This window comes from Siccirubricoccus deserti (assembly GCF_014283215.1).
GTDB classification, from domain to species: Bacteria; Pseudomonadota; Alphaproteobacteria; order Acetobacterales; family Acetobacteraceae; genus Siccirubricoccus; species Siccirubricoccus deserti.
The window spans coordinates 1-11770 of record NZ_JACOMF010000077.1 but is presented as its reverse complement, the minus strand read 5'-3'; the positions used below and the strand labels follow the sequence as shown (position 1 = coordinate 11770).

At 69.5% G+C, this 11770-nt stretch carries 13 protein-coding genes; 6 read left to right on the top strand and 7 right to left on the bottom strand.

Features of this window, described 5'->3' with window-relative positions; genetic code table 11:
- The first annotated feature begins 199 nt into the window (after positions 1-199).
- Both H7965_RS26245 and H7965_RS26240 read left to right on the top strand, forming a co-directional pair.
- Positions 200-1165 carry a Bug family tripartite tricarboxylate transporter substrate binding protein gene (locus tag H7965_RS26245; RefSeq protein ID WP_186773507.1) on the top strand — a complete coding sequence of 322 codons (966 nt, stop codon included), beginning with the start codon at positions 200-202 and terminating at the stop codon, positions 1163-1165.
- Between the two features lie 388 nt (positions 1166-1553).
- Entirely contained in the window at positions 1554-2498 is a 945-nt protein-coding gene (locus H7965_RS26240) for a hypothetical protein (protein ID WP_186773506.1), read from the top strand.
- 222 nt (positions 2499-2720) lie between these two features.
- On the opposite strand, the gene H7965_RS26235 is transcribed toward H7965_RS26240, so the two are convergent.
- From H7965_RS26235 to H7965_RS26225, 3 genes are read right to left on the bottom strand one after another with little or no spacing between them, the layout of a single operon-like run.
- Positions 2721-3560, bottom strand: coding sequence for a (Fe-S)-binding protein (locus tag H7965_RS26235; RefSeq protein WP_186773505.1), 840 nt, complete (start codon positions 3558-3560; stop codon positions 2721-2723).
- The gene (locus H7965_RS26230) at positions 3551-3958 is read right to left on the bottom strand and encodes a 4Fe-4S dicluster domain-containing protein (protein ID WP_390624618.1); all 408 of its coding nucleotides are present in this window, start codon (positions 3956-3958) and stop codon (positions 3551-3553) included. Before H7965_RS26230 ends, H7965_RS26235 begins: the two co-directional genes overlap by 10 nt.
- Positions 3955-4329, bottom strand: coding sequence for a RidA family protein (locus tag H7965_RS26225; protein WP_186773503.1), 375 nt, complete (start codon positions 4327-4329; stop codon positions 3955-3957). Before H7965_RS26225 ends, H7965_RS26230 begins: the two co-directional genes overlap by 4 nt.
- Before the next feature lie 150 nt (positions 4330-4479).
- Here H7965_RS26225 and H7965_RS26220 point away from each other — a divergent pair, with 150 nt between their 5' ends.
- Positions 4480-4644, top strand: a complete 165-nt coding sequence (locus H7965_RS26220; protein ID WP_186773502.1) for a hypothetical protein — start codon at positions 4480-4482, stop codon at positions 4642-4644.
- Here the strand turns inward: H7965_RS26220 and H7965_RS26215 are convergent, their stop codons facing one another.
- Genes H7965_RS26215 through H7965_RS26200 form a run of 4 tightly spaced genes read right to left on the bottom strand, consistent with a single transcriptional unit; the run spans position 4645 to position 8856 of the window.
- Positions 4645-5736 carry an alanine racemase gene (locus tag H7965_RS26215; protein WP_186773501.1) on the bottom strand — a complete coding sequence of 364 codons (1092 nt, stop codon included), beginning with the start codon at positions 5734-5736 and terminating at the stop codon, positions 4645-4647.
- The gene (locus H7965_RS26210; protein WP_229682804.1) at positions 5733-7250 is read right to left on the bottom strand and encodes a M81 family metallopeptidase; all 1518 of its coding nucleotides are present in this window, start codon (positions 7248-7250) and stop codon (positions 5733-5735) included. The genes H7965_RS26215 and H7965_RS26210 overlap by 4 nt, the downstream gene beginning before the upstream one ends.
- On the bottom strand, positions 7247-7732 hold the full coding sequence (locus H7965_RS26205; protein WP_186773499.1) for a DUF6653 family protein: 486 nt from the start codon (positions 7730-7732) through the stop codon (positions 7247-7249). The genes H7965_RS26210 and H7965_RS26205 overlap by 4 nt, the downstream gene beginning before the upstream one ends.
- On the bottom strand, positions 7729-8856 hold the full coding sequence (locus H7965_RS26200) for a pyridoxal-phosphate dependent enzyme (protein ID WP_186773498.1): 1128 nt from the start codon (positions 8854-8856) through the stop codon (positions 7729-7731). Before H7965_RS26200 ends, H7965_RS26205 begins: the two co-directional genes overlap by 4 nt.
- A 47-nt stretch (positions 8857-8903) precedes the next feature.
- Here H7965_RS26200 and H7965_RS26195 point away from each other — a divergent pair, with 47 nt between their 5' ends.
- The 3 genes from H7965_RS26195 (at position 8904) to H7965_RS26185 (ending at position 11643) form a co-directional block, all read left to right on the top strand.
- Positions 8904-10019, top strand: a complete 1116-nt coding sequence (locus H7965_RS26195) for a M20/M25/M40 family metallo-hydrolase (protein ID WP_186773497.1) — start codon at positions 8904-8906, stop codon at positions 10017-10019.
- Between the two features lie 145 nt (positions 10020-10164).
- Positions 10165-10758, top strand: coding sequence for a glycine zipper family protein (locus tag H7965_RS26190; protein WP_186773496.1), 594 nt, complete (start codon positions 10165-10167; stop codon positions 10756-10758).
- A gap of 48 nt (positions 10759-10806) precedes the next feature.
- Positions 10807-11643 (top strand): hypothetical protein, encoded by an 837-nt coding sequence (locus tag H7965_RS26185; protein ID WP_222440826.1) that lies wholly within the window; start codon positions 10807-10809, stop codon positions 11641-11643.
- Positions 11644-11770 lie beyond the last annotated feature (127 nt).

The window sequence follows — 11770 nt, the reverse complement described above, 5'->3', positions numbered from 1 at the left end:
CCATTCGGCATCCGTCAGATCGGAGGGGTAGCGCAGCCCGCGCCGATCCGCCGCACGCCGATGCTCCGCTGTCCACGCCATCCTGCTTCCCCACAAATCGCCCGCAGGAGAAGGGAATCACATCCGATTCAGGTAACTCAATCCCTTTTCGGATGGGCTCTAAGCTCCCGCAAAACCCATGCGGGAGGAAATCGAACTGATGCTTCGTCGTTCCCTGTTGCTGGCCGGGCTCGCTGCTCCCGCGATCGCCCGCGCGCAGAGCAGCTATCCCGACCGCCCGATTCGCTTCATCGTGCCCTTCCCGCCAGGCGGCGGCACCGACACCTGGGCGCGCATCGCCGCGGACGGCATGTCGCCAGAGCTCGGCCAGCCCATCGTCATCGAGAACCGTGGCGGCGCCGGCGGCATGGTCGGCACCGAGGCCGCGGCCAAGGCGGCGCCGGATGGCTACACCCTGCTCTTCACCATCACCACCCATATCCAGAGCCCGGTGGTGATGCGGCGCTTCCCCTACGACCCGGTGAATGATTTCGCGCCTATCGGCCGGCTGGGCACCACCTCCATCACCTTCGTCATCGGGCCGAAGGTGCCGGCGGAGATTCGCAGCTGGCAGGATTTCGCTGCCTGGGCCAAGGGGCGGGACCTCTCGCTCGGCTCCTACGCGCCGGGCAGCACCGGCCATGCCTTTGCCCTGCTGCTGGCGGAGGAGGCGGGGCTGAAGATGGAGCATGTCGCCTATCGCGGCGAAACGCCGATGCTGCAGGACATGCTGTCCGGCGCCATCCACGGCGGCTTCCATTCCATGGCCGCGGCCGGGGAAATGATGAAGGCCGGCCGCCTCCGCCCGCTGGCAACGGCCGGTGACCGCCGCATCCCGGCGCTTGGCGAGGTGCCGCTGCTGAAGGAGCTGGGCTTCTCCGGCCGCTTCAGCTTCAGCGGCTTCAGCGGGCTGCTGGCCCCGGCGCGCACCCCGCAGCCGGTGCTGGACAGGCTGGTGGAGGCGTTCCGCATCTGCGCGGCGAAGCCGGAGACGCACCGCCGCCTGCTGGCGGTGGATACGGTGCCGAGCTACCAGGATCCGCCGACCTTCAAGGCGCAGATCGCGCGCAACCTGCGGGAATGGACGGAGATCGCGCAGCGGCTGAACCTGACGGTGGATGGGTAGCTGGCACGCTGCAATGGATGGTCCAAAGGCCGAACCGGCCAAGGTTCGGATTTGGCGGAGCGGCTTGACGCTCCGCGGTCCACGCGGCACCGTATTTGGGCCGTTCACGTCAGCACACGCCGCACCACCACCACCCCAAACGTTTCGGATACGCATACATCGACATTGCCATCCTTGCCGATCGCAAACTGGCCGCTGGCTCGGCCAATTTGCCGTGTAAAATTCCAATATCGAATCGTCGCATCAAAGGGTAAGTGATTGGCAGGTTGGCAAGCACGCCTGACATCAACAGGTTTGGCTCGATCGTTCCCGCCGTAGCTGCTCGCTGTCGGGGCGGTGAGCAGCTGGCATTCATTAGGTAGCGGCGTGTCTCCGCCAGGGAAGGGCGATGATCGATCGGGCTCTGAGAAAATTCCGTAAGGCGCTGCACTTGGCAACAGCCCGCAGTGTACTGCAGACGCGGCCGATCGTGCCGACCAGCGACCGGGTAGTTCTCTACTCGATGATCGGGTCTAGGGTGCTGCTGCCCTATCTCGTGGCGGTGAAGTCGTTGCACGCCCGGCTTCGGATGGGGCGGGTCGCAATCCTCGACGACGGCACGTTGACAGCAGCCGACAAAGCGCTGCTCGCACATCATTGTGGCAATCCCGAGATATACTCGATTCACACGGTACAGACCGGCGCCTGTCCAAACGGTGGTACTTGGGAGCGATTGCTCACGCTGCTGGCGATGACCGCCGAAGACTATGTAATTCAACTCGATTCTGACACATTAACGATGGGTGACGTGTCAGAGGTGGTGGATGCGATCGTTGCCAACCGCAGCTTCACCCTGCTTGGCGAGCTACTGGACGGCAAGCGCGGTGTGCTCTCGCTCCCTGACTTCATGGCGACCTATAACCCGCGTGGGAGCCGCGTCGATCCAGCGGGGCCGGCGCATGTCCAATCGTCGATTGAAGGCAATTGGGATCAATATCCCGATCCGGGTGCGCACCGTTATGTGCGGGGTTGCTCAGGCTTCGCGGGTTTTGCGCTCGGTGGCTTCAAGCGCGCTGAGGCTGAGGCGTTCAGCCGCAATGCGGAAGCCATCGTCGGCCACGACAAATGGCGGAGTTGGGGGAGCGAGCAGGTCGCCTCCAATTTCCTGATCGCCAACAGCAGGGATGCGCTGCTCTTGCCCTATGACCGCTATTCCAACTACTGGAACGAGGCGCCGGGCGCGGATATGCGTTTTCTTCACTTCATCGGCACACATCGCTATTCGACTGGCGAGTATCGGACGCGCACAAGGCAGGTGATCGCCGCACTTCAAAGCCGCATACGTCATACATGAAGGCCAAGCTTCGATTTTTGATACTGAAGACATGCGTGTTGCACGCATGCCGAGGCCGCGAACGCGGCCCACCGCCAGTGTGGCGCACTTAAAATTTACCAAGCAAACTGCCCGCTGACTGCGGACCGTTGCTGGATTAACACCAACGGCCGTTAGTATGAGGTTGGCGCCCAGAGTGATGATCCGATTGTCGTCACATTTCCGCCCCCAGGCGCAGACCGCTCACACCATCGGCGGCTTGGCCAACTCCGGTGCCACCAGCCGCTCGAACGCCACCTCCCCTGCCGCGGCGATCTGCGCCTCGCCGACCGCCGCGCGCGGATCGGCGGCGTTGCGCCAGGCTTTGTAGCCATCCTCGGCCTCCCAGCCGGCGCTTTCGGCCAGCAGGTGGATCCAGTTCATCACCCGCACGCCGTGGCGTTCCAGCGCCACGCCCTCCCGGTGGCAGGAATGGAAGATGGTGCAGAGCGTGTCGGCGCCGGTCTCCGCCATGGCGGCGAGCGTCGCCCGCTGCGCATCCGCCAGCGCCCCCGGCACCCCTGACAACGCCGAGCACATGTGCCCCGGCGCGCGGTAGGGATGCTCCACCAGGGTCAGCCCGGGGATCAGCCGCAGCACCTCCGCGACCAGCGCGTTCACCGGCACCCGGCCGTTGAAGCCGAGATGCGCATGCAGGAACACCCGCGCCGGCACCGGCCGCAGCAGCAGCGGGCGCAGCCGGTCGCGCCTTGCGTGCAGCACCGCGCTGACATGCACCGTCTCGAAATGCGTCGGCGTCACCGGCGCCATGCTGTCCTGCATGTTCATGTGGCAGGAGGGGCACCAGGTGACGACCGTGCCGCGGCCGGTGGCGTTGAATTTCTCGATGGTGCGCTTCGCCATGCCCTCGTTGATACGGGCATTGGCATCCTTCGGGCTGCCGCAGCAGTTCGCCGGGCCGCCGCTGGGCGCGGCATCCAGGCCGACGGCGTCCAGCAGCCGCGCGGTGGTGCGGATGACCTCGCCATGGCGGGTCATGTTGCAGCCGTACCAGAAGACGGCCTGGTCGCGCGCTACAGCCACTTCGCCTGCTCCTCCTCGGTCAAGGTCAGCCGCGCGAAGGCCTTCACCTTCGGCGAGTATTGCGTGTCCTCCTTCACCCGGATGCGCGGCGGCTCGCCGAGCGCGCCCTTGGCCCGCCATTGCGCCAGCCGCAGCATGAAAGCGGCGTCGAGGCCCTCCGGGCAGGCCGGGGTGCAGACCCCGCTGCGGGTGCAGGCGCCGATCCAGGCCAGCGCTTCCGGCGTGCCGGGCCCGTCGCGCAGCACGTCGCGCATCCCCGCCGCCACCACACCCGGCCCGGCGGCCTCCACGCCCGCGGCGTAGCGTGTCATCGGACACGCCTCGACGCATGCGCCGCAGGCGGTGCAGAGCGCCGCCAGACGCGCCGATTCGCCGCGGATGTGCTCGATAAGCGTCATGAGGCGCCGGGCAGCACGGCGATGCCCTCGATCTCGATGCAGCAGTCGGTGGTGGTGAAGCTTGCGCCGCCGAGGCAGGTGCTGGCCGGCGGCACCTCCAACACCTCGAAGGCGGCGCGGCGGACGGTGTTGAAACCGTCGTAATGCCGCATGTCGGACAGCCAGGTGGTGATCTTGATGAGGTGGCCGAGGCCCGCCCCCTCGCCGGCCAGGGCGCGTTCCATGCGGGCGAAGCATTCCCGCGCCTGGGCTTCGGCACTACCGCCGGCGGCGGCGCTGCCGCGGGCGGTGACGCCGGAGCAGAAGATCAGCTTCGCCCCGCCGCCGAGCGGCACCACGCGGGCAGGCGGAAACAGCGGCTTCTGGCTCATTGGACGGTCCCTCCGCCGCGGAGACTTGCGCGTCGGGCCGTCGCCGGCAAGCCAATCCGCAGGCATCGCGCCACGGCGCCACCCCCATGCCGGCCACGGAACGCAGCGGTTGCGGCCACGTTCCAAGGCCGCCGCATGGGAGCCGCCAGCATGAAAGGCACACCGCGCAGCCTCTGGCTGTCCGCCGCCAGCCGCGTCACCGGCTGGTGGATGGGGCATGCCGCCAACGCCGTCCGCCAGGCGCAGCGCGCCATGGCGAAGCAGGCGCTGAAACCGCCGAAGGCGCGGCCGGCGAAGCGGCGACGGCCGCGCTGACTACCACCCGTTCACCCTGTCCCACACCGCAATCACCTCGGCCCCGCCATCCACCACGTGATAGCGGTCATGCGCCGCGGCGGTCAGGCAGGTGTGGTTCGGCGCCACCCGCAGCCGGGCACCGATGGGCAGCATCGGCAGCGGCGCGGCGGCCTGGACCTCGCCATGTTCCTGGTAGGCGCGGGCGATGAAGGCCTCGCCCGGCAGCGGAACCCCGGCGGCATCCAGCACCCGGCCGAATCCCCAATCCTTCGGTGCCGCCTGGGTGCTGCGGTCCTTCGACAGCGCCAGCGCGCCGGAATCCAGCAGCAGCGTGTTGCGCACCGGGCTGCGGCCGATGACCGAGGCCAGCACGGTGACGGCGATGTCCTCGATCCCATGGGTGCCGAGCTGGGCCTGGAACAGGTCGCCGAACATGTAGACCCCGGCCCGCACCTCGGTGACGCCATCCATGCGCCTTGCGTGCAGCGCGGTGGGGGAGGAGCCGAGCGAAACGATCGGCACCGCATGTCCCGACGCCCGCAGCCGCGCCGCGGCGGCGGTGATGCCGGCGCGCTCCGCCTCGGCGACCTCGGCCATGTCCTCGGTGCTGCGGCCGTTGTAGCTATGGCCGGAATGGCTGAGCACGCCGGCCAGCCTGGTGCCGAGGACGGCGGCGATCTCGCCCAGCAGCGGGCTGTCGGGCGGGATGCCGCCGCGGCCCTCGCCGACATCCACCTCGATCAACGCGTGGAGCGGGGCCGAATGGGCGGCGATGGCACGGGCCACGTCGAGGTCATCGGTGATGAGCTTCACCTCGGCATCGATGGCGGCGACCGCGTCCAGCTTCTGCGGGGTGATGCCGACGGCGTAGATCTGGTCGCGCCAACCGCCTTCCGCGAAGTAGCGCGCCTCCGCCAGGGTGCTGACCGTCACCGGGCCGAAATCCGGCGAGGCGAGGCGCGCCACGTCGCGGCTCTTGGCAGTCTTCAGATGCGGCCGCAGGACAAGGCTCGGGTGCCGCGCCACCGCCGCCTGCATGGCCGCCAGGTTGCGCTTCAGCACGCCGAGGTCGAGGACCAGGCAGGGGGTCGGCAGCTCGTCGAGGGTCATGGTGTCCAGCTCGTCTCGGGGTCGATCGGCAGCACCGGCCGCGGCAGCTTCGTCCAGGGGAAGCGCGTCAGTATGGGCGAGGTCAGCCCCGGCGCATCCACCTCGACGATCCGGTCATGCGAGAAGAACTCGTCGAAGCCGCCGCGGAAATGGCCGCGCGACTTCACCACCACGGCGCGCGCCGCGCCGATGTCGAGGCCGAGGTGTTCCAGGAAGGCCGGGTCGGCGCATTGCGTGCGGATGGAGATGACGACCACGGTGATGCCGCCGAGCCGCAGCGCCGCGGTCGGGCCCAAGGTCATCGCGGTGCCGGCGAAGATGCCGCGCCGGCCGGTGACGCGGCCATCGGAGAGCGCCACCACCTCCGCCTCCGCGGCGAAGGGATGGCTGAAGGGGTCGTCGGCGGTCAGCGTGCCCTGCGGCCGGTTGAACCGCGCGGTGAAGCGGGCGCCGCGGCCGAGCGCATGGGCCTCGGCCGCCAGCAGCGGGTCGTGGATCACGCCGACCAGGCAGCCCTGCACATCGGCGGCGTGGAAGGCTTCGAGGATCTGCATCGTGTTGCCGCGGCCGCCGCCGCCGGGGTTGTCCGCCACATCGGCGAAGGCCAGCGGCACCGGGCTATCCTTCGCCCGCCGCACCGCCTCCCGCAGTGGCGTCAGCTCGGCGACGAAGCGGTCGCGGCGCGCCCAGGCGGCGCGCGCCAACCGCTCCGCCATGCTGTCGGCCGTGGCCTGGTCGGAGGCCGTGACCACCACCGCCATGCCGTTGAAGGGTGTGTCGCCATAGGCGAATCCGCCCATGACCGAGACGTTCCAGATGGCGGGATCGAGCGCGGCCAGCTCCTGGCCAAGGTCGATCACCTCGGCATAAGGCCCCTGCGCCGTGAGCATGGAGACGGTGGGAGCGACGATCGGCAGGCGGCGCAGGGCACGGCATGCGCGTTCCCCGGCCAGCAGGCGGCGCAGCAGCTGTGCGCTCTCGGCGCCGCGCTCGCGCATGTCGAGATGCGGGTTGGTGCGGTAGCCGACGAAGGCATCGGTGTCGCGCACCATGGCGTCGGAGACATTGGCGTGCAGGTCGTAGCTGCACACCATCGGCACATCGCCCAGCACCTCGCGCACCAGCGCCTGCACCGCGCCCTCGGGGTCGTCCAGGGCGGTGGTCAGGCCGGCGCCGTGCAGCACGCAATAGACACCATCCACCTGACCGCGCAGTGCCTCCAGCCCCGTACGCCACTTCGTCATCATCAGGGCGAAGGCGTCCTGTTCCACCGGGCCATTGGGCTCGGCCATGGCCAGCAGGACCGGCCGCGGCTGCCAGGGCCCGGCGGCATCCATGTCGGCGACGAAGCCGGGCATCTCGCCTAGCGCCATGGGCGAGGCGCTGCGGGCATCGGCGACCAGCGCCTCGCCCTCCACCCAGCAGCGCGTCTCGAAGTCGCGCAAGGTCGCCGGCGGGGCGAAGCGGTTGCATTCGATGGAGAAGCCCAGCAGGGCGATGCGCGGTCCGGTCACGGCGTCTCTCCGCCCATGTCGTGATGCAGCCATACCATGCGGTCGATGAACCACAGCTTCGCCAGGATGACCACAGCGAGGCCAAGCAGCGTCGGCCAGAATTCCAGCATGATGATACCCCAGAGCAGGAACACCAGGCCGAGCCCGCCAAGGGCTGCCAGGAGATGCGGCATCCGCCGGTGATGCGGGGGCAGCTTCACCGCATCCCGCGCCACCCAGAGCTGCTCGCCCAGCACGCCGCGGGTCATCCAGGCGTCCCAGCGATCCGGCGGCGGGAAGGCGCGCGGGTTCAGCCAGAGCCAGACGAGCAGCAGCGCCAGCGGCAGCACCGCCCACCAGCCGATCCAGGCACGGCTCCAGACCGCCAGTGCCAGCAGGGGCAAGGTGGCGAAGCGGGTCCAGCCGCTCCAGGGGTTGGCATGCCGGGCCCAGCCCTCGGCATCCAGCCGGAAGGCGGCGGCGATGCGCCCCTCCACCGTCACACCGCGATGCCCAGCAGCTCCGCGATCCGCGGCGTCGCCTTCAGCCCGCTGCCGGTCAGCACCACCACCGTGGTCTCGCCGGCGCTGATCGTTCCCGCCCGCAGCAGCTTGGCGAAGGCCGCCGCCGCCTGGGCGCTGGTCGGCTCGACGTAGACGCCGCTGCGCGCCAGGTCGCGGGTGGCCTCGCCGATTTCCGCCTCGGACAGCATCACCGCGCCGCCCCGGGTCTGCCGCAGCACGCCGAGGCATTCCCGCAGCCGGAGCGGCTGGGCGATGGCGGTGCCCTCGGCGATGGTGGGCTGCGGCGCCGCCGGATCGAGGCCGAGGAACTCCCGGGCGATCGGCGCGCAACGCGCCGGCTGGGCGGCGAAGATGCGCGGAAGCCGTTCGATCTGCCCGGCCGCCATCAGCTCGTTGAAGCCGATGCCGCAGCCGAGCACGTTGGACCCTGCGCCACAGGGCACGATGACATTGTCCGGGGCACGGAAGGCGAGGTCCTCCCATAGCTCATAGGCCAGGGTCTTGGTGCCCTGCAGGAAGAAGGGGTGCCAATTGTGGCTGGCGTAGAAGATGCTCGCCGCCTCGCGCAGCGCCGCATCCGCGCAATCCTGGCGGGTGCCGGGGACCAGTTCGATCTCCGCCCCCGCCGCCCGGCTCTGCACCGTCTTGGCCGGGGAGGTGCTGGCCGGCACCATGATCCTCGCCCGCATCCCGCCCGCCGCGGCATAGGCGGCGATCGCCGCGCCACCGTTGCCGGAACTGTCCTCCAGCACCGACGTCACACCCTGCGCCCGCAGCAGCGACAACATGACCGAGGCGCCGCGGTCCTTGAAGCTGCCGGTCGGCATCAGCCATTCGCATTTCAGCCGCACCTCCGCCCCGCCGAAGCTGCGGGTCAGCAGGGGGGTGCAGCCCTCGCCCATGGTGATCGGCTCGCCGGCCAGCGGCGGCAGCGCGGCGCGGTAGCGCCAGAGGCTGCGGGTGCCGCGGTCGATCTGCTCCGGCGCAAGGCCGGGCAGCTCGGTCAGCAGCAGCGGCTGCCGGTCATCGCCGCACCAGCGCGGCGCGTCGAGCGGCCAGCTCCGGCCGGTGCGGGGGTCGAGATAGGCAAGGGGCTCAGGCATGCGCCGAGACTTGCCCTTTCACCCCCACGGCGGCAAGGCTGCGGTCCATGCCCGACAGCGAAATCACCCGCCTCACCGCCGAGCTGGTCGCCATCGACAGCCGCAGCGCCGTCTCCAACCTCGCCATCGCCGAGCGGATCGAGGCGGAGCTGAAGGGGTTCGAGGTCGAGCGGCTGGACTATCTGGACGCCAATGGCGTCGCCAAGCGCGCCCTGGTGGCGCATCGCGGCCCGAAGCGAGGCCCGGGCCGGGGCGGCTACGCGCTCTCCGGCCACATGGACACGGTGCCGGAGACCGGATGGCAGGCGGACCCCTGGGCGCCGCGGATCGATGCCGATGGCGTGCTGCACGGCCTCGGCAGCGTTGACATGAAGGGGGCGGTCGCCGCCTGCATCCTGGCCGCCCGCAGCGTCCCGGCCGATGTGCCGGCCACCCTGCTGATCACCACCGACGAGGAGACCACCAAGGCCGGCGCCCGCGCCGTCGCCGGCAGCGCCCTGGCGCAATCCCTCGGTCTCAGGGGGATCGTGGTGGCGGAACCGACCGGGCTGACGCCGGTGCGGGGCCACCGCTCCTCGGTCAGCATCACCGCGGTCGCGCGCGGGGTGCAGGCGCATTCCTCCACCGGGCAGGGGCGCAACGCCAATTGGGCGCTGATCCCCTTCCTCGCGGAGATGCGGGAGATTCAAGCCCGGCTGCGCAGCGACCCGGCGCTGCTGGACCCCGCCTACGACCCGCCCTTCTCCGACTTCAACCTGGTGATCGACAACCATGGCACGGCGGTGAACGTGACCGTGCCGGTCGCCAGCTGCCGGATCAAGTTCCGCTCCAGCCACTCTGTCCCGCCGGCGCCGATCCTTGCGCAGGTCCGCGCCGCCGCCGAGCGCGCCGGGGTGGAGCTGACCCTGGCGGCCGAGGGGCCGCCGCCAGAGCTGCCGGTGGACCATCCGCTGATCCGCCTCGCCGCCGGGCTCACCGGCCGGCCAGCCAGCACCGCGCCCTATGGGACCGACGCCTCGGAACTGCAGGCGCTGGCGCCCTGCGTCATCCTCGGGCCCGGCAGCATCGCCACCGCGCATACCCCGCACGAATGCGTGGCCGTCGCCGAACTCGCCGCGGCCGTGCCGCTTTTCGCTCGCATCCTGGCCAGCGCGACAGGCTGAAACACCGGCGCCGTGCCGTGATGAACGGCCCGGAGGCATCCCGCCGCTCGTGGCAAGGACCTGTACCGAGGGCGGTAATTGGCCGCCCGCGCCACCATGTAGAGGTTTTCAACGCCCGGATGGTCCGGGCCTCGAGAAAGCGACCATGACCCGCTCCCGTACCGCCCTTGCCCTTCTCATCCCGCTCGGCCTTGGCGCCTGCACCGTGGCGCCGCCAACCGGCCCGCTGGTGCTGGCCACGCCACCGGCCGGCAAGGATCTTGGCGCCTTCCGCAATGAGGATGCGCAGTGCCGCAATTATGCCTCGGCGCAGATCGGCTATGGCAGCCCGGCCGAGGCGGCCAACCGGTCGGCGGTGGGCAGCGCCGCCATCGGCACCGCGCTGGGCGCGGCGGCCGGGGCGCTGCTGGGTTCGGCAGGCGGCGCAATGGGCACGGGAGCCGCGATCGGCGCCGGCACCGGGCTGCTGGCCGGCTCGGCCGTCGGTGCCGGCAATGCGGGCGCGTCCGGCCGATCGCTGCAACAGCACTACGACACCGCCTACGCCCAGTGCATGGCGAGCCTCGGTAACCAGTTGCAGCCGCCGGTGGGGTACGGCGGGGGATATGGGTACGGTGGCTACTACGCCCCGGCCTATGGCTACCCGGCCTATCCGTATTATGCGCCTCACCCGCCGGTCGGCGTTTCCATCGGCATGTACGGTGGTTACGGCTATGGACGCGGCTATCGCCGCTGGTAGCCTGCCGCTGCCGGCCACCGGTTCGGGCAGGCGCTGAGGGAGCCGCCGATGCCGTCTGACATGCCGATCACCGCCTGGCAAACCCGCGATCCCGAGGACCTGCTGGCGCACCCGGATGCGCCCTGCGGCGGCACTGGGCCCGGCTTCTGCGTCATGCCCGGCCCCATCATCGGCGACAGCCTGCCTTGGGGCCTGCCGCACCCCGGCAGCCCCGCCGCGGTCTATGTCTGGCTCGACCCGACAAGGCCACCGGCGGAGCAGAAGACGGCTGCGGCCGATCCGCCGCTGGAGGCGCTCGACGACAACACCCGCGCGCTGGCGGCGGTCGCCTATGGCGAGGGCTCCGTCAATGATGTCTTCGAGGAAATGGCCGGAATCGCCAATGTGCTGGTCCGTCAGCAGAAGGCGCGCGGCTACAAGACGGTGTCGGGCTTCATTGCGGCCAACAAGACCTACGCCTTCGCCGCGCATGACGGTAACCAGCGCTACGGCCGGCTGATGAAGGCGAAGCTTGCCAGGATCAATGCCGATGCCGGGATGAAGGCGGCGGTGAAGGCGGCGCTCAACGCACTGTCCGACAAGGGCAAGGATTATGCCAACGGCGGCTATTTCTGGGACGGCGCTGACGTCAAGAGCAACTACGCCAAGCACCCCAAGGTGGTGAAGGGCATCCACTTCACCGACGAGTCCCACAACATCTACCAAATCGCCAACAAGGATGTCCCGGGCGAGGAATTCTACCGCGACAAGGACAATAAGCTGACCAAGACATCCCGCGGCAAATGGGATTACGTCTATGAGTCGACAGCAGCCTGGGGCGGGACGATCTTCTGGAAATACAACGACAATTTCCTGAAGGCGACAGGCAACAAGCCGCATAATTAGCCCGGATCATTCACGTGGGCTGACGGGCATGGTGCAAGCCGCTGACCGGCAATAGATTTCGGCTGCGACACTCGAAACCAGCCGTTTGCGGAGACCATGCCCGCCAAGGTTGAACCTACGCCGCCCC